16 protein-coding genes and 1 pseudogene are annotated in these 23,839 nt (G+C 72.1%); 11 read left to right on the top strand and 6 right to left on the bottom strand.

The window, feature by feature from the left end; genetic code table 11:
- Window positions 1-69: 69 nt before the first annotated feature.
- From ACIGFK_RS30935 to ACIGFK_RS30920, 4 genes are all read left to right on the top strand, one after another.
- A complete protein-coding gene (locus ACIGFK_RS30935) occupies window positions 70-1,929 on the top strand; it encodes an ATP-binding cassette domain-containing protein (RefSeq protein WP_400054483.1) in 1,860 nt (619 codons plus the stop codon).
- 191 nt (window positions 1,930-2,120) lie between these two features.
- Window positions 2,121-3,008, top strand: a complete 888-nt coding sequence (locus ACIGFK_RS30930; protein ID WP_376660534.1) for a FadR/GntR family transcriptional regulator — start codon at window positions 2,121-2,123, stop codon at window positions 3,006-3,008.
- 354 nt (window positions 3,009-3,362) lie between these two features.
- Window positions 3,363-4,955 carry an RNA polymerase sigma factor gene (locus tag ACIGFK_RS30925; protein ID WP_376660535.1) on the top strand — a complete coding sequence of 531 codons (1,593 nt, stop codon included), beginning with the start codon at window positions 3,363-3,365 and terminating at the stop codon, window positions 4,953-4,955.
- A gap of 109 nt (window positions 4,956-5,064) precedes the next feature.
- Window positions 5,065-6,030, top strand: coding sequence for a S1 family peptidase (locus tag ACIGFK_RS30920; RefSeq protein WP_400054480.1), 966 nt, complete (start codon window positions 5,065-5,067; stop codon window positions 6,028-6,030).
- Window positions 6,031-6,162: 132 nt separating this feature from the next.
- Here the strand turns inward: ACIGFK_RS30920 and ACIGFK_RS30915 are convergent, their stop codons facing one another.
- Window positions 6,163-6,396 carry a hypothetical protein gene (locus ACIGFK_RS30915; protein ID WP_243631750.1) on the bottom strand — a complete coding sequence of 78 codons (234 nt, stop codon included), beginning with the start codon at window positions 6,394-6,396 and terminating at the stop codon, window positions 6,163-6,165.
- A gap of 447 nt (window positions 6,397-6,843) precedes the next feature.
- Here ACIGFK_RS30915 and ACIGFK_RS30910 point away from each other — a divergent pair, with 447 nt between their 5' ends.
- From ACIGFK_RS30910 to ACIGFK_RS30900, 3 genes are all read left to right on the top strand, one after another.
- Entirely contained in the window at window positions 6,844-8,964 is a 2,121-nt protein-coding gene (locus ACIGFK_RS30910) for a type IIA DNA topoisomerase subunit B (protein WP_400054478.1), read from the top strand.
- A gap of 147 nt (window positions 8,965-9,111) precedes the next feature.
- Window positions 9,112-9,591 (top strand): DUF485 domain-containing protein, encoded by a 480-nt coding sequence (locus ACIGFK_RS30905; RefSeq protein WP_376656747.1) that lies wholly within the window; start codon window positions 9,112-9,114, stop codon window positions 9,589-9,591.
- Complete coding sequence (locus tag ACIGFK_RS30900; RefSeq protein ID WP_376656746.1) at window positions 9,588-11,180, top strand: cation acetate symporter; 1,593 nt, start codon at window positions 9,588-9,590, stop codon at window positions 11,178-11,180. The genes ACIGFK_RS30905 and ACIGFK_RS30900 overlap by 4 nt, the downstream gene beginning before the upstream one ends.
- Before the next feature lie 4 nt (window positions 11,181-11,184).
- Here the strand turns inward: ACIGFK_RS30900 and ACIGFK_RS30895 are convergent, their stop codons facing one another.
- Complete coding sequence (locus ACIGFK_RS30895) at window positions 11,185-11,883, bottom strand: response regulator (protein WP_376656745.1); 699 nt, start codon at window positions 11,881-11,883, stop codon at window positions 11,185-11,187.
- Complete coding sequence (locus ACIGFK_RS30890) at window positions 11,880-13,571, bottom strand: ATP-binding protein (protein WP_376656744.1); 1,692 nt, start codon at window positions 13,569-13,571, stop codon at window positions 11,880-11,882. The genes ACIGFK_RS30895 and ACIGFK_RS30890 overlap by 4 nt, the downstream gene beginning before the upstream one ends.
- A 53-nt stretch (window positions 13,572-13,624) precedes the next feature.
- Between ACIGFK_RS30890 and ACIGFK_RS30885 the strand changes: the two are divergent.
- Window positions 13,625-13,750 (top strand): annotated as a pseudogene (locus tag ACIGFK_RS30885) (carbohydrate ABC transporter permease); the annotation flags it as partial.
- A 179-nt stretch (window positions 13,751-13,929) separates the two neighbouring features.
- Here ACIGFK_RS30885 and ACIGFK_RS30880 read toward each other — a convergent pair.
- Window positions 13,930-15,180 carry a citrate synthase gene (locus ACIGFK_RS30880; protein WP_376656743.1) on the bottom strand — a complete coding sequence of 417 codons (1,251 nt, stop codon included), beginning with the start codon at window positions 15,178-15,180 and terminating at the stop codon, window positions 13,930-13,932.
- A gap of 66 nt (window positions 15,181-15,246) precedes the next feature.
- On the opposite strand from ACIGFK_RS30880, the gene ACIGFK_RS30875 reads away from it, so the two are divergent.
- Window positions 15,247-16,413 (top strand): citrate synthase/methylcitrate synthase, encoded by a 1,167-nt coding sequence (locus ACIGFK_RS30875; protein WP_386466295.1) that lies wholly within the window; start codon window positions 15,247-15,249, stop codon window positions 16,411-16,413.
- A 35-nt stretch (window positions 16,414-16,448) separates the two neighbouring features.
- Window positions 16,449-17,576: a CobW family GTP-binding protein gene (locus tag ACIGFK_RS30870; RefSeq protein ID WP_386466292.1), complete on the top strand. Its 1,128-nt coding sequence runs from the start codon at window positions 16,449-16,451 to the stop codon at window positions 17,574-17,576.
- A 22-nt stretch (window positions 17,577-17,598) separates the two neighbouring features.
- Here ACIGFK_RS30870 and ACIGFK_RS30865 read toward each other — a convergent pair whose 3' ends face one another.
- Both ACIGFK_RS30865 and ACIGFK_RS30860 read right to left on the bottom strand, forming a co-directional pair.
- Window positions 17,599-19,644 (bottom strand): restriction endonuclease, encoded by a 2,046-nt coding sequence (locus ACIGFK_RS30865; RefSeq protein ID WP_376656740.1) that lies wholly within the window; start codon window positions 19,642-19,644, stop codon window positions 17,599-17,601.
- 94 nt (window positions 19,645-19,738) lie between these two features.
- Window positions 19,739-22,195, bottom strand: coding sequence for a DNA topoisomerase (ATP-hydrolyzing) subunit A (locus ACIGFK_RS30860; RefSeq protein ID WP_376656739.1), 2,457 nt, complete (start codon window positions 22,193-22,195; stop codon window positions 19,739-19,741).
- A 277-nt stretch (window positions 22,196-22,472) separates the two neighbouring features.
- Between ACIGFK_RS30860 and ACIGFK_RS30855 the strand changes: the two genes are divergently transcribed.
- On the top strand, window positions 22,473-23,828 hold the full coding sequence (locus tag ACIGFK_RS30855; protein WP_376656738.1) for a M16 family metallopeptidase: 1,356 nt from the start codon (window positions 22,473-22,475) through the stop codon (window positions 23,826-23,828).
- Window positions 23,829-23,839 lie beyond the last annotated feature (11 nt).

Below are 23,839 nucleotides of genomic sequence, written 5' to 3'. Positions count from 1 at the left end.
CATATCGCGTTATCTTGTTTGCGGTACTCACCCTGCCGCAGAGCGGTCTCACCCCCCGCGAGAGAAGCGATGCTCCAGGCCATCGGACTCACCAGCACCTCCCGCCACAACGCCCCGCCCCGTGTGGACGACCTCACCTTCGAGGCCCGCCCGGGGGCCGTGACCGCCCTGCTCGGCGAGCCGGGATCGGGCAAGACCACCGCGCTGCGGCTCATGCTCGAACTCGAGCCGGGGCGCGGCGTCACCTACTTCCGCGGCCGGCCGCTGCACCGGATCCCGCACCCCGGCCGTGAGGTCGGCGTGCTGCTCGGCGACGTCCCCGGCAATCCCGCACGGACCGTCCGCAACCAGCTGCGAATGCTCTGCGCAGCCTCCGGCGTGCCGGCCTCACGGGCCGACACCATGCTGGAGGTCGTCGGGGTGGCCGGGCTGCGCGACCAGCGGCTCGGATCGCTCTCCCTCGGGATGGAGCGCCGGGTCGCCCTGGCCGCAGCGCTCATCGCCGATCCGTGCACCCTGCTCCTCGACGAACCGGGCGCCGGACTCTCCCCCCGTGAACGCGGCTGGCTGCACGGGCTGCTGCGCGGCCACGCCTCCCTCGGCGGAGCGGTGCTGTTCACCACGGACGACGCCAAGGAAGCCGCCCGCAGCGCAGACCGGGTCGTCAGCATCGCGGGGGGCCGGCTCGTCGCCGACCAGGACGCCGCCGAGTTCGCCCGGACCCGGCTGCGGCCGAGGGTCGCCGTGCGCACCCCGCACGCGGCCCGGCTGGCCGATGTGCTGGGCCGCGAGGCCCGGGCGGCGCACCGCGCGGTGGAGATCGTCGAGGAGAGCGGCAGCCGCCTGTCGGTGTACGGGAGCAACTGCGCCGAGGTCGGCGAAGCGGCCTTCCGGCACGGCGTGCTGGTCCACCGCCTCGCCGATGAGACGGGCGATGCCGGCGCGCCGACGCCACCGCTCCCGCACGCCCGCCCCGCGGCCGGATCCGCGCCTTTCTCCGGCCCGGCCCCGGATGCGGTCCCGGGCGCCGGTGCGGCCTCCGCCGAGGTGCCGGGCGAGGCCGCGGGAACGGCAGCCGGTGAGGCCGCCGAAGAAGCGGCGGGCGGGCATCCGCGGCATGCCCGGGCACAGCGTCCCGTCTCCGCGGTGCGCCGCGTGGGCGGACCGCTCCGGCCGCTGCGCTACGAGCTGCTGCGCGTCTTCGGCACCGCCACGCCCGTCCTCACCGCCGCGCTCGTCGTCGCCGTCTCCGTCCTCACCACCCTGGTGCTGGCCAGGGCCGGGCACACCCCGCAGAACCGGCTGCTCGCCGCCTGGCCGGAGCTGCTGCCGCTGCCGCCCGCCGCGCTCGGGGCGGGGCTGCTCGGCGCCCTGGCCTTCGGTGAGGAGTACCGCTATCCGGCGCTCGCCGCGGACCGCGGCACCGTGCCCCGCCGGATGGGGCTGCTCGCCGCCAAACTCGGCGTCGCCGCAGCCCTCGCCCTCCTGCTGGGCACCCTGGCCGTCACGGCGGACGCCGCCGCGCTGGCCCTCGTGTTCGACAGCGGCCCGCTGCGCACTCCGGCGGAGTGGCTCGCCCCGGCCGCCAGCTGGGCCGGCCTGCTCATCGGCTGCGCCTGGGCCGGCGTCCTGGCCTCGGGCGTCTTCCGGTCCGCCACCGCCGGCCTGGCCGCGGTGCTCGCCGTACCGGTGATCGTGGTCCCGCTGGTACGCCGGGCGCTGGAAGGCTCGTCCGCGTACCCGATGACCGGACTCGGCCCCCGGCTGCGGGGTCTGGCCTGGGTGCAGTGGCCGCCGGAGGCCGACCGCCTGCTCCTCGGGGCCTTGCGGGTGATGGCACAGCCCGTCGGAACCGCGCTCGTGCTGTCGCTGATGGTCCTGTTGTGCGCCTATGGGTTCACCGGACTGCGCAGCAGAGTCCGTTGGTGATCGTTCAGGAGCAGGAGGAGTCCTGTCCGGGACCGTTGCGTTCCGCCTCGCGTCAAGCAGACCGCAACTCCCCATAAAAGGCCCGGTTCTTTACGATAAGTCGTCAATTGCGTAGGTGGCACCGATCACCCTTTCGTGTGCTTTTCACCAAAGACCTCAAGGGTGATGGAGGCGCGGCCGACAAAGGATTCGTGAGTACCCTTGCGCACACCATGATGACCGCCGCCCGCCATGCCGACTCCGGCCTCGCCGGCCCGGGCGAACTCGACCGCTACCCCTACGCGGAGGCCCCCGGGTCCGACCGCGCCGGAGCGCCCCAATGGGACGGTGCCGACGTCGAGTTGAGCCGCGTGGGCCGGCGCGCGGCCGGCAGCCGCGGCCGCGGCCTGCACGGCCAACTCGTCCAGCAGCTCGGCCAGATGATCGTCTCCGGCGACCTCGGCGCGGACCGCCCCCTGGTCCCCGAGGAGATCGGCCAGCGCTTCGAGGTCTCCCGCACGGTCGTCCGCGAATCGCTGCGGGTCCTGGAGGCCAAGGGCCTCGTCAGCGCCCGCCCCAACGTGGGCACCCGGGTCCGGCCCGTCGCCGACTGGAACCTGCTCGACCCCGACATCATCGAGTGGCGGGCCTTCGGCCCCCAGCGCGACGACCAGCGCCGCGAGCTGAACGAACTCCGCTGGACCATCGAACCGCTCGCCGCCCGCCTCGCCGCGGGCCACGGCCGCCCCGACATCCAGCAGCGGCTCGCCGACATGGTCGAGATCATGGGCCACGCCCTCGGCCAGGGCGACGCGATCACCTTCGCGCGCGCCGACAACGAGTTCCACGCGCTGCTGATCCAGGTCGCGGGCAACCGCATGCTGGAACACCTCTCCGGCATCGTGTCCGCCGCCCTCCAGGTCTCCGGCAGCCCGGTCACCGCCTGCGACCGGCCGAGCGAGACCTGCGTCGCGCACCACGCCCGCATGGTCGAGGCCCTCGCGTCCGGTGACGCGACGGGCGCGGAGAACGCGATGCGTCAGCTCCTGACAGTGCATCCGGAGGTCGAGCGCGTGGTCCCCGCCCCGCGCGAGCACTGAGGGGCGGACGCGCGGGGGTGCACGAGCTGTCGCCGGGCCCGGTCGGGTCCGGCGACACCGGTGTGCGGCCCCTCCGGGCGCCCGGGCCGAGCCGCGCCCGGACGTATGGACCTATGACCGGCATCAATCCATACGAGGTGTGACTTGGGCCACGAAGATTGGGCGTAACGCTCTGCGAGGTCCCGCGATGACCTAAGAGGTGATGGCCGACGGAGGGAACAGCAGCCCTTGTGGGTGCTGTGCAGCTCCCCGGCCCCTGCCCGCGCCCCCGGCCCATCCCCAGTCGGTGGTCGTCGGCTCCGGTCCAGCACCACGAGGCCCGGGGTCGGAAGCCGTTTCCATCGTTCCGAGAGGTTGTTCGTGTCGGCCAGCACATCCCGTACGCTCCCGCCGGAGATCGCCGATTCCGAGTCTGTGATGGCGCTCATCGAGCGGGGCAAGGCCGAGGGGCAGATCGCCGGCGATGACGTGCGTCGGGCCTTCGAGGCTGACCAGATTCCTGCGACCCAGTGGAAGAATGTTCTGCGCAGCCTCAACCAGATCCTCGAGGAAGAGGGTGTGACGCTGATGGTCAGTGCCGCGGAGTCGCCCAAGCGCACCACCCGCAAGAGCGTCGCAGCGAAGAGCCCGGCCAAGCGGACGGCCACCGAACCCGTAGCCAGGAAGACGGCGGCGAAGACGACGGCGAGCACCGCCGACGCCGCGGCCCCGGCGGCCGGGACCGTGGACCCGGAGGCGGCGGACGCCCTCGCGGCGGAGGAGCCCGGAACCGAGCCCGCCGCGAAGAAGACGGCGGCGAAGAGGACGGCGGCGAAGAAGGCCGCGCCCGCACGGAAGACCGCCGCGAAGAAGACCGCGGCGAAGAAGACCGCAGCCAAGAAGGACGCCGACGAGGCCGGTGGCGAGGAGGCCCCCGAGGAGGGTCCCGACGCCGCGAAGGCCGAGGCCGACGAGGAAGAGGAGGGCGGCGAGAACAAGGGCTTCGTCATCTCCGACGACGAGGACGACGCCCCCGCCCAGCAGGTCGTGGTCGCAGGTGCCACCGCGGACCCGGTCAAGGACTACCTCAAGCAGATCGGCAAGGTCCCCCTCCTCAACGCCGAGCAGGAGGTCGAGCTCGCCAAGCGCATCGAGGCGGGTCTCTTCGCCGAGGACAAGCTGGCGAACTCGGACAAGCTGGCGCCCAAGCTCAAGCGCGAGCTGGAGATCATCTCCGAGGACGGCCGCCGCGCGAAGAACCACCTGCTGGAGGCCAACCTCCGCCTCGTGGTCTCCCTGGCCAAGCGCTACACCGGCCGCGGCATGCTCTTCCTCGACCTGATCCAGGAGGGCAACCTGGGTCTGATCCGTGCGGTCGAGAAGTTCGACTACACCAAGGGCTACAAGTTCTCCACCTACGCGACGTGGTGGATCCGGCAGGCGATCACCCGCGCCATGGCCGACCAGGCCCGCACCATCCGCATCCCGGTGCACATGGTCGAGGTCATCAACAAGCTCGCCCGCGTGCAGCGCCAGATGCTCCAGGACCTGGGCCGCGAGCCCACCCCGGAGGAGCTGGCCAAGGAACTCGACATGACCCCCGAGAAGGTCATCGAGGTCCAGAAGTACGGCCGCGAGCCGATCTCCCTGCACACCCCGCTCGGCGAGGACGGCGACAGCGAGTTCGGCGACCTCATCGAGGACTCCGAGGCCGTCGTGCCGGCCGACGCCGTGAGCTTCACGCTCCTGCAGGAGCAGCTGCACTCGGTGCTGGACACCCTGAGCGAGCGCGAGGCCGGCGTGGTCTCGATGCGCTTCGGCCTCACGGACGGCCAGCCCAAGACCCTCGACGAGATCGGCAAGGTCTACGGCGTCACGCGCGAGCGGATCCGTCAGATCGAGTCCAAGACCATGTCGAAGCTGCGCCACCCGTCGCGTTCGCAGGTGCTGCGCGACTACCTGGACTGACCGGCGGGCGACGCCGGGGACCGTACGTGAGTGGCCGTGCGCGGGTGCGCACGGCCACTGGTCATCCCACTCTGGGTGGAGTCATGCACACTCGGAGTCAGGAGGCCTCATGCGTCGTCCCATTGCCCGTGCTCTGGCGGGAGCGCTGACCCTGGCGGCGGGAGCGGTCGCGGCGCCGCTGGCCCAGGCGCCCCGGGCAGCCGCAGACAGCGTGGTGATCGGGGGCAAGCCGGTGAAGGTGGCGGACAGCCCCTGGGTGGTGGCCCTCGCCAGCCGTGACCGGTTCGGGGGTACGCGGGGCGGGCAGTTCTGCGGGGGCGTCGTCGTGGCCCCGACCACGGTCGTGACCGCGGCGCACTGCCTGGGCAGCCAGGTGCTGGGCGGCCCCGTCGAATCCGTCCCCGACCTCCGGGTGATCGCCGGGCGTACGGAGCTGCGTGCGACGGACGGCAGGGAGATCGCGGTGCGTGCGGCCCGGGTGAACCCGGCGTACGACCCGGGGAGCAATGCCGGGGACCTCGCCGTGCTGGAGCTCGTCGAGGCGGTTCCGGCGCAGCACGTGATCCCGATGGCCGGGCCGGGGGACACCGCGTACGCGGCGGGCACGGAGGCCGCCGTGTACGGCTGGGGCGACACCAGCGGCTTCGGTGACTACGCGTACGCGCTGCGTGCCGCGCGGGTGACCGTACTGGCGGACGAGGTCTGCGGGCGGGCCTACCCGGGGGACGCCGACGGGCAGTACCGCGCGGAGTCCATGGTGTGCGCCGGGGACGGCAGGGGCGGCAAGGACGCCTGCCAGGGCGACAGCGGGGGACCGCTGGTGGCGAAGGGCAGGCTCATCGGGCTGGTGTCGTGGGGGCGCGGCTGCGGGCGGGCCGACAGTCCCGGCGTGTACACGCGGATCGCTCCGCTGGCGGAGTTCGTGACGGCCCCGGTGACGGGCGCGCAGCCGGGCGGGGTCCAGGACGTCGCGGGCGGTGCCCCGAGGCGCTCCGTACCGCCGGCAGGGCCCGTGGAGGGGCATCGAACGGATGAGCCGGTCCGGGAGGAAGCGCCGGAGGCCGGCGGCCCCTGATCCGGGACGCCGGCCTCCGGGCCTGGACGGGCGCTCACGTGAGGACGGGCGGCCACCCCTGGGTCTCAGGGGTGCCGCCCGTCGACCGGCGTGGCCGGTCCTGGCTCGTCGGATGCGAGGTACAGGCCTGTGTCAGCGGTCCTCGGTGTCGGCATTGGCAGCCGGAGCGGACGTGAGCCGCTCGGTCTCATCCTGTATTTCCGCGGCGATCTTCTTGAGTTCCGGCTCGAACTTACGCCCGTGGTGGGCGCAGAAGAGCAGTTCACCGCCGCTCAGCAGGACGACGCGCAGATATGCCTGGGCGCCGCAACGGTCGCATCGGTCAGCGGCCGTCAGCGGGGTCGCGGGTGTCAGAACAGTAGTCACGTCGCCTCTTCTCTAGCTCGACGAGCTGTCGTACCAGGGTCAACATCCAACCAGGCCGAAAACGTTCCCGCTCGCGGCTTTTCCTCGAAACTTCCTTCCGAAGCTGGCCGGCTGCTGCCGGTTGGCGGCGAAGGAGCCGTATTGCGTTGCTTTACGGTTTCGCGTTGTCAGTCGTGCGCTTGTCGCAGTTCCATCCTCCCCCGGCTGAGCGCCAGGTTGTTCATGAGGACGTGCCCGAACCCTAAATGGTTCATGCGCGGAAGGGAACGTGATGTTTGCTTCACCCGCACGGGGGATCGAACATCCGTGCGGATCTGGACTAGGCTGAGGAATGCGCGAGGGTGGCGTTGCATCGGCTCTACCTGGCCTCGGTACCCTTCCACCGGCACCCGAGCCACCCCTGCGCCCTACCGGGCCAGAAAAGAAATTCAGCGAGGAGCGAACTGCGTGACCGCCGACACGTCCGTGCCTTCCAGCGCGCTGCTGTCCGGAGCAGACCGGGACGGTTCCAACTACACCGCGCGGCACCTGCTCGTCCTCGAAGGGCTGGAGGCCGTCCGCAAGCGTCCCGGCATGTATATCGGCTCGACCGACAGCCGGGGCCTCATGCACTGCCTCTGGGAGATCATCGACAATTCCGTCGACGAGGCCCTGGGCGGCTACTGCGACCACATCGAGGTGATCCTCCACGAGGACGCCTCCGTGGAGGTCCGGGACAACGGCCGCGGCATCCCCGTGGACGTCGAGCCCAAGACCGGCCTGTCCGGCGTCGAGGTCGTCATGACCAAGCTGCACGCCGGCGGAAAGTTCGGAGGCGGCTCCTACGCGGCCTCCGGCGGCCTGCACGGCGTCGGCGCCTCCGTGGTCAACGCCCTCTCCGCCCGGCTGGACGTCGAGGTCGACCGGGGCAGCTCGACGCACGCCATCAGCTTCCGCCGCGGCGTCCCCGGCATGTTCACGGAGCAGGGCCCCGACAGCCCCTTCGATCCGGCCAACGGCCTGCGCAAGGTCAAGCGGATCGCCAAGGGCAAGACCGGCACCCGGATCCGCTACTGGGCCGACCGCCAGATCTTCCTCAAGGACGCCCGGCTCTCCCTGGAGACGCTCTACCAGCGCGCCCGCCAGACCGCCTTCCTCGTCCCCGGCCTGACCCTGGTCGTCCGCGACGAGCGCGGCATCGACGGGGCCGGCAAGACGGAGGAGGTCTTCCGCTACGACGGGGGCATCAGCGAGTTCTGCGACTACCTCGCCCAGGACAAGGCCGTCTGCGACGTGCTGCGCCTGACGGGCTCGGGCACCTTCAAGGAGACCGTCCCGGTCCTCGACGACCGCGGCCACATGACGCCCACCGAGGTCACCCGCGAGCTCGGCGTGGACATCGCCCTGCGCTGGGGCACGGGCTACGAGACCAACCTCAAGTCCTTCGTGAACATCATCGCCACCCCCAAGGGCGGCACCCACGTGTCCGGTTTCGAGCGCTCCGTCACCAAGACCGTGAACGAGGTGCTGCGCTCGGCGAAGCTGCTGCGCGTCGCCGAGGACGACGTGGTCAAGGACGACGCGCTCGAGGGTCTGACCGCCGTCGTCACCGTGCGCCTCGCCGAGCCGCAGTTCGAGGGGCAGACCAAGGAGGTGCTCGGCACCTCGGCGGCCACCCGCATCGTCGCCGCCGTGGTCGCCAAGGAGCTCAAGGCCTTCCTGACCTCCACCAAGCGCGACGACAAGCAGCAGGCCCGCGCCGTGATGGAGAAGATCGTCGCGGCCGCCCGGACGAGGATCGCCGCCCGCCAGCACAAGGAGGCGCAGCGCCGCAAGACCGCGCTGGAGACCTCCTCGCTGCCCGCGAAGCTGGCCGACTGCCGCAGCGACGACGTGGAGCGCAGCGAGCTCTTCATCGTCGAGGGCGACTCCGCCCTCGGCACCGCCAAGCTCGCCCGGAACTCCGAGTTCCAGGCACTCCTGCCCATCCGCGGCAAGATCCTCAACGTCCAGAAGTCGTCCATCTCGGACATGCTCAAGAACGCCGAGTGCGGGGCGATCATCCAGGTCATAGGAGCCGGCTCGGGCCGGACCTTCGACATCGACGCCGCCCGGTACGGCAAGATCGTCCTGCTCGTCGACGCCGATGTCGACGGCGCGCACATCCGCTGCCTGCTGCTCACGCTCTTCCAGCGGTACATGCGGCCCATGGTCGAGGCGGGCCGGGTCTTCGCCGCGGTGCCGCCGCTGCACCGGATCGAGCTGGTCCAGCCCAAGAAGGGCCAGGACAAGTACGTGTACACGTACTCGGACAACGAGTTGCGCCAGACCCTGCTCGAGTACCAGCGCAAGAACATCCGCTACAAGGACTCGATCCAGCGCTACAAGGGCCTCGGCGAGATGGACGCGGACCAGCTGGCGGAGACCACGATGGACCCGCGCTTCCGCACCCTGCGCCGGATCAACATCGGCGATCTGGATTCGGCGGAGACGGTCTTCGACCTGCTCATGGGCAATGAGGTGGCGCCGCGCAAGGAGTTCATCACCAGCTCCGCGGCCACCCTCGACCGCTCGCGCATCGACGCCTGACGCGTCAGCCCGGCACGGCCCCACGACGGGCGCTCTTCACTCCATCACCTGAAGGAGTGAAGAGCGCCCGGACACCAGTCTCGAAACGTCCCTTCCGCACATCCTTGTGAGCACGCGGCCAGTGCGGCAGCGGACAAGGAGAGTTCGGTGGACAAGCACGATGGTCCCGATGCCGGAACGATCCGGCTCGACGACCCCTGGTACGACGCGCTGGCCGTCGGGTGGGGGGAGAGCGAGAGCGAGCCGCCCGGTCCGGCGCCCGCCCACCCCGCCCCCGGAGCGTCCGACATCTACCTCGAAGTGCAGCGCAGCGCGGCCTTCCAGGAAGTGCGCAGCCGCTACCGGGGGTTCGTCGTCCCCGCGACGGCGGGGTTCCTGCTCTGGTACGTGGCCTACGTGGTCGCCGCCACCGTCGCGCCCGGAGTGATGGCCCGGCCGGTGTCCGGCGCGATCAACGTCGCCATGGTGGCGGGGCTCGGCCAGTTCCTCAGCACCTTCCTCCTGACCTGGGCCTACGCCCGGCACGCGCGGCTGCGCCGGGACCGGGCGGCACTCGACCTGCGCTGGACCGTCTTCGAGCAGGAACGCGACCAGGAGCGGACCCGCGCGAGGGGGAGCGGCCGGTGACCACCGAACACCAGAGCCTCGCGCTGATCCTGTTCAGCGTCTTCATCGCAGTGACCCTGGGCATCACCACCTGGGTCAGCCGCAACCGGCACGGATCGGCGGAGGAGTTCTACGCGGGCGGGAGACTGTTCTCGCCGATGGAGAACGGTTTCGCCATCGCCGGCGACTACATGTCCGCCGCCTCCTTCCTCGGAATCTCCGGGCTGATCGCCCTCTTCGGGTACGACGGCATGCTCTACTCGGTCGGCTTCCTCGTCGCCTGGCTCGTCGTGCTGTTCCTCGTCGCCGAACTGGTCCGCAACTGCGGGCGCTTCACCCTCGCCGACGTGATCGCCGCGCGCATGAGCGAGCGGCCGGTGCGGATCGCGGCGGGTACTTCCTCGGTCGTCGTCTCCGTGCTCTACCTCGTCGCCCAGATGGTCGGCGCGGGCAGTCTGGTCGGTCTGCTGCTGGGGAGTTCGAGCCCCGTGGCCCGGACGCTGGCCGTGGTCGGGGTGGGCGCGCTCATGGTCGTGTACGTGTCCTTCGGCGGGATGCGGGCCACGACCTGGATCCAGATCGTCAAGGCCGTGCTGCTGATGGGCGGGGCGATCGCCCTGACCGGGCTCGTGCTGCTGCGGTTCCACGGGAACTTCGACCAGCTCCTCAGCAGCGCAGCCGAACGCAGCGGGCACGGGGCCCGCTTCCTGAGCCCCGGGCTCAAGTACGGCGGGGACTGGACCGCCCGCATCGACTTCATGAGCCTCGGGCTGGCCCTGGTCCTCGGGACCGCCGGCCTGCCGCACATCCTGTCGCGCTTCTACACGGTGCCCACCGCGAGGGCGGCCCGCCGCTCGGTGGTGTGGGCGATCGGCCTGATCGGCGGCTTCTACCTGATGACCATCGTGCTCGGCTTCGGAGCCGCCGCGCTGCTCGGGCCGGACCAGGTACGGGCCTCCAACGCCTCGGGGAACACGGCCGTTCCGCTGCTGGCCGCCTTCCTCGGCGGCGGCGCCGGATCCACGGGGGGCACGGTGCTGTTCGCCTTCGTGGCCGCCATCGCCTTCGCCACCATCCTCGCGGTGGTCGCCGGGATCACCCTGGCCTCCTCCGCCTCCGTCGCCCACGACCTGTACGCCTCCCTCAAGCGGCGGCATGCCCGGCAGCGCAGCGAGGTCGCAGTGGCCCGGACCGCGGCCGTGGGCATCGGGGCGGTGGCGATCGCGCTCGGACTGCTCGCCCAGAACCTCAACGTGGCCTTCCTGGTGGGGCTGGCCTTCGCGGTGGCTGCCTCGGCCAATCTGCCGGTGCTGCTGTACTCGCTGTTCTGGCGCGGGTTCACCACCCGCGGAGCCGTCTGGTCGGTCTACGGCGGGCTGATTCCGGCGGTACTGCTGGTCCTGGTTTCGCCGGTGGTGTCGGGCAGCCCGGAGTCCCTCTTCCCGGGGGCGGACTTCCAGTACTTCCCGCTCCAGAACCCGGGGATCGTCTCGATCCCGCTGGGCTTCCTGGCGGGCTGGCTGGGCACCGTCACCTCGGTGGAAGAGGCGGACGAGGCGAAGCACGCGGAGACCGAGGTCCGCTCGCTCACCGGCGCCGGGGCGGTGTGAGCCGTCAGGCCCCCTCGGAGGGCAGCCAGGTGTAGCGGTGCTCCGGACGGCCGGTCTCGCCGTAGCGCAGGGCGAGGGTGACGCGGCCGCTGCGGTCGAGGAGCTTCAGGTAGCGCTGGGCGGTCTGGCGGCTGATGCCCGCACGGTCGGCGATCTGCTGGGTGGACAGGGGGCCCTCGGCGGAGCGCAGGACCTGGCGGACCAGTTCGGCGGTGGTCCGGGAATGGCCCTTGGGGAGCTCGTTCGGGGATCCGGCAGCGGCCAGGGCCCCGAAGATCCGGTCCACCTCGGCCTGCTCGGCCTCGCCGCCGGTGTCCAGCGCGCGGCGCAGCGTGCCGTACGCCTCCAGCCGGGAGCGCAGGCCGGCGAAGGTGAAGGGCTTGACCAGGTACTGGAGGGCGCCGAGGCGCATGGCGGCCTGGACGGTGGCCAGGTCGCGCGCGGCCGTGACCATGATCACGTCCGTGCCGTGGCCGAGCCGGCGCATGTGGCGGACGAGGTCGAGGCCGTTCTCGTCGGGCAGGTAGTGGTCCAGCAGGACCAGGTCCACGGGATGCCGGGTGAGGAACTCCAGTGCCTCGGCGGCGGAGTGGACCCGGCCCGCCACGTGGAAGCCGGGAACCTTCGCCACGTAGGCCGCGTTGATCAGGGCAACACGCACGTCGTCGTCGACGACCAATACGTGGATCGGGGTCTCGTTCATCGCAGGGCCTCCGGGAGTACGACGGAGAATTCCGCCCCTCCGTCCGCTGTCCCGCCGGCCCGGGCCGTGCCGCCCTGCCGCTCCGCGAGGCGGCGTACGAGGGCGAGGCCCAGCCCGCGCTCGCGGTGGGCCTCGGGCTGCTTGGTCGACCAGCCCTCGGTGAAGATCTCCTCGCGGTGTGCGGCCGCGACCCCGGGGCCGCTGTCGCGCACCCGCAGGACCGCCGCCCGGCCTTCGGCGCGCAGTTCCACCTCGACCAGCGGCGATGCCGAGCCGACGGCGGCGTCCAGGGCGTTGTCCACCAGGTTCCCGACGATCGTGACGAGACCGCCCGGGTCCACCAGGCGGTCGGGGAGGAGGCTGGCCGCGGCCAGGCGCAGCGGGACGCCGCGCTCCGCCGCCACGGTCGCCTTGCCCACCAGGAGGGCGGCCAGCAAGGGGTCGTGGACCTTCTCGGTGACCTGCTCGGCGGTGGTGCGGTGCACGCCGACGACCTCCGTCACGAATTCCACCGCCTCCTCGTGCAGGCCCAGCTCCAGCAGGCCGAGGAGGGTGTGGAGACGGTTGGCGTGCTCGTGGTCCTGGGCGCGCAGGGCGTCGATCAGGCCCCGGGTGGAGTCGAGCTCGCGGCTCAGGTGCTCCAGTTCGGTGCGGTCGCGGAGGGTGGCGACGGCTCCGCCGTCCTCGGTGGGCATCCGGTTGGCGACCAGGACCCTGGGTCCCTGCACGGTGAGCAGGTCCCGGCCGGTGACCCGGCCGGACAGTACGTCGGCGGTGCGGCCTGCGCCGAGCACCTCGTCCAGCGGGCGTCCGGTGAGGCTGCCCGCGGGCGCCGTGGCCGCGTAGTCCGCCGTGCCCGCACTGCCGGCCGTGCTCGCGGAGCCGGCGCCGGGTGCCGTGCCGGGAGGGGCCGGGGAGTGCTGCGGGGTGAGGCCGAGCAGGCGGGCTGCCTCGTCGTTGACCAGGCGGACCCGGCCGTGCCGGTCGAGGGCGATCACGCCTTCGCGGATGGAGTGCAGCATCGCCTCGCGCTCCGCGAGCAGCCCGGCGATGTCGGAGAAGGCCAGGTCCCGGGTCTGCCGCTGGATCCTGCGGGACAGCAGGTAGGCGACGAGGGCGCCTGCCGCGAGGGCGCCGCCGGCGTACGCGAACAGCCCGGGGATGGCGCCGAGCAGCCGGTCGCGGACTCCGTCGTAGGCGATGCCGACCGAGACGGCTCCGACGATCTCTCCGTCGGCGGCGATCAGCGGGACCTTGCCCCGTGCCGAGCGGCCCAGGGTGCCCTCGTCGATCTCCATGACCTCACGGCCGGCCAGAGCCTCGCTCGGGTCGGTCGAGACGGGCAGTCCGATGCGGTCGGGGCTGGGGTGCGAGTGGCGGATCCCGTCCAGGTCGAGGACGACCACGTACTCGGCCCCGGTGGCCCGCCGCAGCCGCTCGGCGGTGGCCTGCACCGGGCTGTCCGCCGTCGCCCCGGAGTCCAGGAGGTCGGCGGCCAGGGAGGGGTCGGCCGCCGCGCTCTGGGCGATGGCCAGGGCGCGCCGCATGGCCTGGTCGTCGAGCTGTGCGCCGAGCGGTGCCAGGAACAGCCCGGTGGCCAGCACGACGACCCCGGCGGCGATGGCCAGCTGGGTCAGCAGGATCTGGGAGACGGCCCGTCTGGGCAGCCCGAGGCGCCGAGCGCTCATGTGGGGGAACCGCATGGACACCAACCGTAGGTCGGCCTCGGCACAAGCGGTATACGGGAGTCCCCGAGAACCATCTCGTCGCCGCACTCGCGATGGCATAGGCGCCCACGCTCGCCGTCTTCCCGGTCTTCCAGCGCAACATCATGAGCGGCCTGACGGCGGGCTCCCTCAAGGTCTGACCCGCGCTGGGGCCGCCCCCGGGCCAGGGCCGCCCCGAACCACGGCCGCCCCGCCCACGGGCCGCCCCCGCGTCCGCAGCTTCGCCGACGGGGACGGCACCGGCGACCTCGCGGGCGTCCGGGCCCTGCTGCCGTACCTCGCCGAACCCGGCGTGGACGCGCTCTGGTTCACCCCCTGGTCACGGCATCGGCTGCGGCGGGCGGGGCCCCTGGTACTGGCCGCTGGGCCGCATGCGCAGGGGGCGCTCCTGGTACTCCTCCAGCGCGTGCGCGATCCAGCCCGCCGTCCGGGACACCGCGAAGACCGTCTCCCCGGCCTCCGCCTCCATCCCGCAGGACACCGTCAGCACCGCCAGCGCCAGGTCCACATTGGGGTGCAGACCGCCCTGCCGGGCCATGACCGCGGCCACCTCCCGGGCCGCACCCAGGGCCGGACCGGCCTGCGCCAGGCCCTCCAGCCGGTCGAAGAGGGCCCGCGCCCGCGGGTCTTCGCCCCGGTACAGCCGGTGGCCCAGGCCCGGTACCCGGCGGCCCGCCCGCAGGTACTCCGCCACCACCGGCGCGGCCCCGCCCCGCTCCAGGACCTCCACCAGCATCCGGTGCGCCAGACGTCCGGCCGCGCCGTGCAGCGGACCCTCCAGCGCGCCGAGTCCCGCGGACACCGCCGCGTACGGATGGGCCCGTGCCGAGGCGGCGACCCGTACGGCCAGCGTGGAGGCGGCCAGATCGTGGTCCACCAGCAGCCCGAGCGCCAGGTCCAGCGCGGCGAGCGCATCCGGGTCCGGCTCCCGCGTGGTCAGGCGCGACCACAACTGCCGGGTGATGCGGCCGTCCCCGGCCCACTGGGCGGGGCCCAGCACCGGCAGTGCGGCGACCAGTGTGGGGATCAGGCAGCGCGCGGAGCCCAGTACGGCCGCCTCCGAGAGGTCGAAGCGCAGCGGATCGGCCACGGCCGCGGCGGCGACCGCCACCCGGAGCCGGTCGACCGGCCCGCTGTGCTCGGGCAGGGCCGCCACCGCCCGCCGGGCAGCGGCGAGGGGCTCCGGAGGAGCGGTGAACCGGGCGCCGTGGCCGATCGCCCCCGTCCAGAGCCATTCGGCCACCTCCTCGTAGCGGTACCGGGAGGCCAGGGCCACCGCGTCCACGCCCCGGAAGTAGTACCGGTCGGACTCGATGAGCGTGAGGGAGGTGCGTACGGACAGCTCCCCGCCCGCCGGAGCCGCGGCCTCGCGCCGGCTCCGCCGGGCCAGCTCCTCCACCTCGGCCGCATCGAAGGTGCTGCCCCGGCCGACGGGGTCGCGGCGGCTGGTGAGCTGGCCGCGGCTGACGTACGCGTACACCGTCGCCGGCTTCACCCCGAGCAGCCGGGCCGCTTCCTGCGTGCCGATCCTGCGCCCGTGAGCCGTTTCGGCGTCCCTCTCGTCGCTCATGGCGCACACCTTACAGAGTCCCCGTCAATGTTGATTCAATCAACTTTGACAAGGATTCAATCCATCATGGATGGTCGATCCATGAACACCACCGTCGAAGTACCCCGCGGTCTCGCGGGAGTCGTGGTCACCGAAACCGAGCTCGGTGACGTCCGGGGCCGTGAGGGCTTCTACCACTACCGCCAGTACTCGGCCGTCGAGCTCGCGGCCGGCCGCAGTTTCGAGGACGTCTGGCACCTGATGTTCCGCGGGGCGCTGCCCGCGGACGCCGCCGAGCGCGCCGCCTTCGCCGCCGAGATCGCCCCGCTGCGCCGGCTCCCCGAAGAGGTCCGCGACGCCCTCCCCGCCCTCGCGCGGGCCACCGCGCTCTCCGGCCCCCTCGCAGGGCTGCGCACCGGCCTCTCGCTGCTCGGTGCCTCGGCCGGCTTCCGGCCGGTCTACGACATCGACCCGGCCCGCCGAGCCGCCGACGCGCTCGCCGCCTGCGCCGCCGTACCGACCCTGCTCACCGCCCTGCACCGGCTGGGGCAGGGCCTGGAACCGGTCGAGCCGCGCGACGACCTCCCGTATGCCGAGAACTACCTGTACATGCTCACCGGGCAGGAACCCGATCCGGCCAAGGCCCGCGCGGTGGAGCGCTACCTCATCTCCACCGTCGACCACGGCTTCAACGCCTCCACCTTCACCGCCCGCGTCATCGCCTCCACCGGCGCCGACGTCGCCGCCTGCCTGACCGGTGCGATCGGTGCGCTCTCCGGTCCGCTGCACGGCGGCGCCCCCAGCCGGGCCCTCGACACCCTCGACGCGATCGGCACCGCCGACCGGATCGGGCCGTGGATCCGCGAGCGGGTCCTGGCGGGGGACCGGATCATGGGCTTCGGCCACCCCGTGTACCGCACCGAGGACCCCCGCTCGCGGATGCTGCGGGACATCGCGCGCCAGTTCGGCGGCCCCCTCGTGGACTTCGCCGTCGAGGTCGAGCGCCAGGTGGAGGAGATCCTCGCCGAGCTCAAGCCCGGCCGCGAACTGCACACGAACGTGGAGTTCTACGCGGGCGTGGTCATGGAGCTGTGCGGACTGCCCCGGGAGATGTTCACCCCCACGTTCTGTGCGGCCCGCGTGGTCGGCTGGAGCGCGAACGTCCTCGAACAGGCCGCCGACTCGAAGATCATCCGCCCTGCGGCCCGCTACACCGGCCCCACCCCGCCACAGCCGGTTCCCGCCCTCGACTGACCGCGCCGGTGGCCCGCCTGGCTACGATCGACCGGGTGAGCAGCAGGCAGACCATCCCGCCCATCCCCGTCGTCGTCCTCTCCGGATTCCTCGGATCGGGCAAGACCACCGTGCTGAACCACCTCCTCGCCAACCGCGGAGGCACCCGGATCGGAGTCGTCGTCAACGACTTCGGGTCGATCGAGATCGACGCCATGTCGGTGGCCGGACAGCTCGGCGACTCGATGGTCTCCCTCGGCGGGGGCTGTCTGTGCTGTGCCGTCGACGGCAGCGAGCTCGACGCGTACCTGGACAAGCTCGCCGCACCCGTCCACCGCATCGACGTGATCGTCATCGAGGCGAGCGGTCTGGCCGAGCCCCAGGAAATGGTCCGGATGCTCGTCGCCAACGAGAACCCGGCCGTCCGCTACGGCGGGCTGGTACAGGTCGTGGACGCGGCGGAGTTCGACGCGACCCGGACTGCGCACCCGGAGACCGACCGCCACCTCGCCGTGGCCGACCTCGTGGTGCTCAACAAGACCGACCGGGTGGACCGGGCCGAGCAGGCCCGCATCGGGGGACTGCTGGCCGGCCTGTGCGCCCCGGGCACGCCGGTCGTCGCCGCCGATCACGGGCGGATCGACCCCGAGCTGCTCTTCGACCGCCGCCCCTGGACCGAGACGCGCGGTCAGCTCTCCTTCGAGGACCTCCTGGCGGAGGCCGAGGACCACGGCCACGACCACGACACGCACGCGCACGCCGCCTACGACACCGTCGAGTTCGTCAGCGGACAGGCCCTCTCGCCGCGCCGGTTCATCGACTTCCTCGACCGCCGCCCGGCCGGCCTCTACCGGATCAAGGGCTTCGTGAACTTCGGCGTCCCCGGGCACGAGGAGAAGTACGAGGTCCACGCGGTCGGCCGCTTCCTCCGGTTCGCCCCCGGGCCCTGGGGGCGGGGCGAGGAGCGCCTGACCCAGCTCGTCCTGATCGGCTCCGGCACGGACGGGCCGGGCCTGCTCCGCGAACTGGAGGCCTGCCGGGAGGAGGCGCCGCACGAGCTCGGCCCCGAGAGCATGTGGGGGGTGCTGCGGTACGTGGCACGGCCCGCGGAGCCGGGGCCGGAGCCGGAGCTGGAGCCGGGGCCGACGGCCCCGGACTCGGAGGACCGGACCGAGACCTCCTAGCCGCTCGGACCCGCCCGGACCCCTACTCCACCTCGATGCCGAACTCCCGCAGCAGGTCCTCCAGTCCGCCCCGGTAGCCCTTGCCGCCGATCACGAAGTCCCAGTCGCCGTTGGCCCGGCGCCGGAACGAGCCCAGCACCAGCGCGGTCTCACCCGCCCGCCCGTCGGAGACCTCCAGCTGCCCGAGCTCCGAGCCGGCCGCGTCGAGCAGCCGGATCCGGGCGTCCGTGAAGCCCGCCAGGTCGGCGTGCGGATCGACCTCCGGGTCCACCGCGGCGACCAGCACCAGCCGGTCCGCCTCGCGCGGCAGGGCGTCGAAGGCGACCTCGACCGCCGCCTTGTCGGGCGCCGCGTGCGCCCGGGCCCGTACCGAACCGTCCGGCGTCCGCGGGTTGTTGAAGAACACGAAGTGCTCCTCGCTCAGCACCCGGTTGCCCGTGCAGACGAGCGCGCACACGTCGAGGGCGACCGAGCCCGACCAGGACATGCCGAGCACGTTGTGCTCCGCCGGAGGGGCCGCCGGCTCGGGCGTCCGCTGCGCCGGACCGCCGCCGAGGCGTCCGCGCAGCCCGTACTGGTGCAGCAGCTCCACGAGCTTGACGCCGGGGACCAGCTCGAGCGGTTTGCCCTCGGCGAACTCGTACGATCCGGCACCGAACGAAGCGGTGGTGACCAGTACCCCCTTGTTCGCGCCCGTGGCCTGGACCGTGCCGTACAGCTCCCGCACCACGTCGGGATTGAGCCGACTGCGGTAGCGCTTGACCTGTACCACGATCCGGCCGCCCCGGAGCGGAGCCGGGTCCCTCGCCTCGATGTCCACGCCGCCGTCGCCGGAGCGCTGGGTGGTCACGGCCTCCATGCCCATCGCCCGGAAGAGCTCCGCAACGAGCCGCTCGAACTCGATCGGGTCCATCTCGAAGAGATCCGGCTCGTCCCCGTCTCCCGCGGTGTGGCCGCCGTGGCTGACGACCCCGCCGCCCACCTCGTCGGGCCTGCGCCCCGGGCGGCGTACCGCGGCCGGCTGCTCGGGCTTCGCGGACAGCTCGCCGCGCAACCCCTCCACCAGGCAGTCCACTGCGCTGACCTGCTCCAGCCGGAGCCCCGCAAAAGCGGGCCGGGCCGCCGACACCGTGGCGAGCACGAGCTGTGCCTCCAGCCCCGTCACCGGATCGGGGGCGTCCACGAAGCCGTTGACGACCACCGAGTCGAGTGCGCCGAATTCGTCCGCCGCGTACAGCTCGTGGACCACCAGGAGAACGCACTGCGCCAGCAGGTCCCGGTACAGCTTCCGCCGCTCTGCCGCCGAGCGGGCTGTCTCCTTGTCCTGGCCCGTACTCGGCATGTACCGGACCGACTTGAGCTCGGGTACCACCGCGAACCCCGGCAGCTCCCAGTCCAGTACCAGCTGGCGCGGCCCCGGATCGTAGGCGGCCGTCACCTGCCTCGGCAGCGCCTCGGGCCAGGCCGTCGAGGCGTACAGGGCGGCCGAGAAGTACTCCACCACCGCTTCCGCGTCACCCGCCCGCAGGGCTCCAGCCAGTTCGGTGAGGCCGCTGTTGTGCGCCCGTATGCCGGCGAGCTGTTCCGCTGCCCACCGGTCGTACTGCTGCCGGTACGCCGCCAGCTGCTGCTGCCGCTGTGCCTCCGCGGCGTTCGCGGCCTGCCATGCCTGGGTGTACCGGGCGTGCGCCTCGCGTTCCGCCTGGGCCCGGCGGTTCGAGCCCAGCGTCCAGCCCGTGCTCTGCTGGAACTGGTGCAGCTGCGGCATCGGTACGGGATGTGCCAGCGCGCCCGGGACGAAGGGGTCGACCTGCTCGGGCCGGACCAGCCCGGCCATTCGGAACGCGGGCGCCCGGCACCCCGCCGCCAACAGGCCCTGGAGGGCCGCGACCTCCGCCTCGACGAGCTCCGTACGCCGGCGGGCGTCGGCCTCGCGGTGCTGGCGGTCCGCGGCACGCAGCTCCCGTCGGCGCTGATCGGCCTGGCGTTGCTGGATCACCTGCGTCTGCTGCATCCGGCGCTGGGCCTCCGCCCAGTCCCCGATCACTCCGCCCGCGCGACGACTCATCAGCTCTGTTCTCCCCACCCCACCAGTGCCAGGGGGAAAACACTAGTCGGCAAATGGGGTGTCCGGTCCCGGACCGGACACCCCCGCCCTGCTTCTACAGCGCCGGTCCCGCCAGCGTCGCGACCACCGCCGGCAGTGCGGCGCCCGAGCCGTCGCGGCGCGGGTCCGGGGCCGGGAGTTCGGCCGGGGTGCCGTTCGCCGCGGCCGCGCGGGCCGGGGAGCCGCCCGCCCAGGCCAGTACCAGCATGTCCTCGCCCTTCAGGAACCGCTGGCAGCGCACACCGCCGGTGGCCCGGCCCTTGCGCGGGTACTGGTCGAAGGGGGTCAGTTTCCCGGACAGCACCGAGTCGTCCAGCGTCCCCTGCGAGCCCGCGACCGTGAACACCACCGCGTCCCGGGCGGGGTCCACGGCCGAGAAGTGGATCACCTTGGCGTTGTCGGAGAGCTTGATGCCCGCCATACCGCCCGCCGGGCGGCCCTGCGGGCGCACCTGGCCCGCCGGGTAGCGCAGCAGCTGGGCGTCGTCGGTGATGAAGACCAGGTCCTCCTCGCCCGTGCGCAGCTCGACCGCGCCGACGATCCGGTCGCCCTCCTTGAGGGTGATGACCTCCAGCTCGTCCTTGTTGGCCGGGTAGTCCGGCACGACCCGCTTGACCACGCCCTGCTCGGTGCCCAGCGCCAGGCCCTGCGAGGACTCGTCCAGCGAGGTCAGGCAGACCACCTTCTCGTCCGCCTCCAGCCCGGAGAGGAACTCCGACACCGGGGCGCCGCCCGCCAGGTTCGGCGCGGCGTGCGTGTCCGGCAGCTGCGGCAGGTCGATCACCGACAGCCGCAGCAGCCGCCCGTACGAGGTGACCACGCCGACGTCGGCCCGCGCGGTCGCCGCGACCTGCGAGACGATCAGGTCGTGCTTGGCGCGCGCGCCGCCCTCGTCCTCGGGCAGCGCGTCGCCGGTCGCCGTGCGCGCCAGCAGGCCCGTCGAGGACAGCAGCACCCGGCACGGGTCGTCCGCGACCTCCAGCGGAACCGCGGCCACCGCCGTGCCCGCCGACTCCAGCAGGACCGTACGGCGCTCGGTGCCGAACTTCTTCGCGACGGCCGCCAGCTCCGTGGAGACCAGCTTGCGCAGCTCGGTGTCGGACTCCAGGATCCCGGTCAGCTCGTCGATCTCGCCGGTCAGCCGGTCGCGCTCGGACTCCAGCTCGATCCGGTCGAAGCGGGTGAGCCGGCGCAGCGGCGTGTCCAGGATGTACTGGGTCTGGGTCTCGCTCAGCGAGAAGCGCTCCATCAGGCGTTCCTTCGCCTGCGCGGAGTTGTCGCTGTCCCGGATGAGCCGGATGACCTCGTCGATGTCGAGCAGGGCCACCAGCAGGCCCTCGACCAGGTGCAGCCGGGCCCGGCGCTTGCCGCGGCGGAACTCGCTGCGCCGCCGGACGACCTCGAAGCGGTGGTCGAGGTAGACCTCCAGCAGCTCCTTGAGGCCCAGCGTCAGGGGCTGCCCGTCCACGAGCGCCACGTTGTTGATGCCGAAGGACTCCTCCATCGGCGTCAGCTTGTAGAGCTGCTCCAGCACGGCCTCGGGGTGGAAGCCGTTCTTGATCTCGATGACCAGGCGCAGACCGTGCGCACGGTCGGTGAGGTCCTTGACGTCGGCGATGCCCTGGAGCTTCTTCGAGCCGACCAGGTCCTTGATCTTCGCGATGACCTTCTCGGGGCCGACCGTGAAGGGCAGTTCGGTGACGACCAGTCCCTTGCGGCGCGCCGTCACGTTCTCCACGGTCACCGTCGCGCGGATCTTGAAGGTGCCGCGGCCGTTCTCGTAGGCGTCCTTGATGCCCGAGAGGCCGACGATCCGGCCGCCCGTGGGCAGGTCGGGACCCGGCACGAAGCGCATCAGCGCCTCCAGGTCCGCCTGCGGGTAGCGGATCAGGTGGCGGGCGGCCGCGATGACCTCGCCGAGGTTGTGCGGGGGCATGTTGGTGGCCATGCCGACCGCGATCCCGGACGCGCCGTTGACCAGCAGGTTCGGGTAGGCCGCGGGGAGCGCGACCGGCTCCTGCTCCTGGCCGTCGTAGTTGGCGGTGAAGTCGACGGTGTCCTCGTCGATCGACTCCGTCATCAGCGACGTGGCGTCGGCCATCTTGCACTCGGTGTAACGCATGGCGGCCGGCGGGTCGTCATTGCCGAGCGAGCCGAAGTTGCCGTGGCCGTCGACCAGCGGGAGCCGCATGGAGAAGGGCTGGGCCATGCGCACGAGGGCGTCGTAGATCGACGCGTCACCGTGCGGGTGGAGCTTGCCCATGACCTCGCCGACGACACGGGCGCACTTCACGTAGCCGCGGTCGGGGCGCAGCCCCATCTCGTTCATCTGGTAGACGATGCGCCGGTGCACCGGCTTCATGCCGTCCCGGGCGTCGGGCAGGGCACGGGAGTAGATCACCGAGTACGCGTACTCGAGGAAGGAGCCCTGCATTTCGTCGACGACGTCGATGTCGAGGATCTTCTCCTCGAAATCCTCCGGCGGCGGGGTCTTCGTGCTGCGGCGGGCCATCGCTGCGCGGCTCCTTAACCAAGAATGGGGTGTGCTGGGGTCTGGCTGGATCTTGCTGAGTCTGACGGGTGCGGCGTCGTCCGGCTGATTCGGGGCTGTCGGTACGACGCGGACCATTGTGGCCCGAGGCACCGACAACGCCGACTCCGACCCCGGGGGTCCCCCCATACGGAGTGCGGGGGAGTGACCCGGGAACTTATCCGGTGGGCGACGCGCTTGCATACAGTGGCAGGTCGAGAAGAAATCTCTGCATCGCGATCGAAGGGACCACATGCCCATGGGTCACACGGCCACAGCTCAGGCCGGCTCCGGCGGCCTGACAGCGACCGAGCACCGGCTGGCCAACGGCCTGCGCGTGGTGCTCTCCGAGGACCACCTGACCCCGGTCGCCGCGGTCTGCCTGTGGTACGACGTCGGCTCGCGCCACGAAGTCAAGGGGCGTACCGGTCTTGCTCACCTCTTCGAGCACCTGATGTTCCAGGGCTCGAAGCAGGTACCGGGCAACGGTCACTTCGAGCTCGTCCAGGGCGCCGGCGGTTCCCTCAACGGCACCACCAGCTTCGAGCGCACCAACTACTTCGAGACGATGCCGGCCCACCAGCTGGAGCTCGCGCTGTGGCTGGAGGCGGACCGGATGGGCTCGCTGCTGGCCGCCCTGGACGACGAGTCCATGGAGAACCAGCGCGACGTCGTCAAGAACGAGCGCCGCCAGCGGTACGACAACGTTCCCTACGGCACGGCGTTCGAGAAGCTGACAGCCCTCGCCTACCCGGAGGGCCACCCGTACCACCACACCCCGATCGGCTCCATGGCCGACCTGGACGCCGCGTCCCTGGAGGACGCGCGCAACTTCTTCCGTACGTACTACGCGCCCAACAACGCGGTGCTGTCGGTCGTCGGGGACATCGACCCCGAGCAGACCCTGGCCTGGGTCGAGAAGTACTTCGGCTCCATCCCGGCGCACGACGGCAAGCAGCCGCCCCGCGACGGCACGCTGCCCGAGATCATGGGCGGGCAGCTGCGCGAGGAGATCGTGGAGGAGGTCCCGGCGCGTGCGCTGATGGCCGCCTACCGGCTCCCGCACGACGGCACGCGCGAGTGCGACGCGGCGGACGTGGCGCTGACGATCCTGGGCGGCGGGGAGTCCTCCCTGCTCCACAACCGTCTGGTGCGCCGCGACCAGACGGCCGTCGCGGCCGGCTTCGGCATGCTGCGGCTGGCGGGGGCGCCCTCGCTGGGCTGGCTGGACGTCAAGACCTCCAGCGGGGTCGAGGTCCCCGTCATCGAGGCGGCCGTGGACGAGGAGCTCGCGCGGTTCGCCGCCGAGGGCCCGACCGCCGAGGAGATGGAGCGCGCGCAGGCGCAGCTGGAGCGCGAGTGGCTGGACCGGCTGAGCACGGTGGCCGGCCGCGCCGACGAACTGTGCCGGTTCGCGGTGCTGTTCGGTGACCCGCAGCTGGCGCTGACCGCCGTCCAGCGGGTCCTCTCCGTCACCGCCGAGGAGGTGCAGGCCGTGGCCGCGGCCCGCCTGCGCCCCGACAACCGCGCGGTGCTGGTCTACGAGCCGCTGCCGGGCTCTGCCGAGTCCGCCGAGTCCGACGAGAGCGACGAGAACGAGGGGGCGGAGCAGTGAGCGACACCGCA

The organism is Streptomyces sp. NPDC085524, from assembly GCF_044541755.1.
In the GTDB taxonomy this organism is placed as follows: domain Bacteria; phylum Actinomycetota; class Actinomycetes; order Streptomycetales; family Streptomycetaceae; genus Streptomyces.
The sequence above is the reverse complement of the archived record's forward strand: the minus strand, read 5'-3'. Positions and strand labels throughout refer to the sequence as shown.

Excerpts from the sequence above, each read along its gene's own strand:
- ACIGFK_RS30935 (WP_400054483.1), top strand. The coding sequence starts at position 70 with ATGCTCCAGGCCATCGGACTCACCAGCACCTCCCGCCACAACGCCCCG.
- ACIGFK_RS30920 (WP_400054480.1), top strand. The coding sequence starts at position 5,065 with ATGCGTCGTCCCATTGCCCGTGCTCTGGCGGGAGCGCTGACCCTGGCG.
- ACIGFK_RS30895 (WP_376656745.1), bottom strand. The coding sequence starts at position 11,883 with ATGAACGAGACCCCGATCCACGTATTGGTCGTCGACGACGACGTGCGT.
- ACIGFK_RS30890 (WP_376656744.1), bottom strand. The coding sequence starts at position 13,571 with ATGAGCGCTCGGCGCCTCGGGCTGCCCAGACGGGCCGTCTCCCAGATC.
- ACIGFK_RS30880 (WP_376656743.1), bottom strand. The coding sequence starts at position 15,180 with ATGAGCGACGAGAGGGACGCCGAAACGGCTCACGGGCGCAGGATCGGC.
- ACIGFK_RS30875 (WP_386466295.1), top strand. The coding sequence starts at position 15,247 with ATGGATGGTCGATCCATGAACACCACCGTCGAAGTACCCCGCGGTCTC.
- ACIGFK_RS30865 (WP_376656740.1), bottom strand. The coding sequence starts at position 19,644 with ATGAGTCGTCGCGCGGGCGGAGTGATCGGGGACTGGGCGGAGGCCCAG.
- ACIGFK_RS30860 (WP_376656739.1), bottom strand. The coding sequence starts at position 22,195 with ATGGCCCGCCGCAGCACGAAGACCCCGCCGCCGGAGGATTTCGAGGAG.
- ACIGFK_RS30855 (WP_376656738.1), top strand. The coding sequence starts at position 22,473 with ATGGGTCACACGGCCACAGCTCAGGCCGGCTCCGGCGGCCTGACAGCG.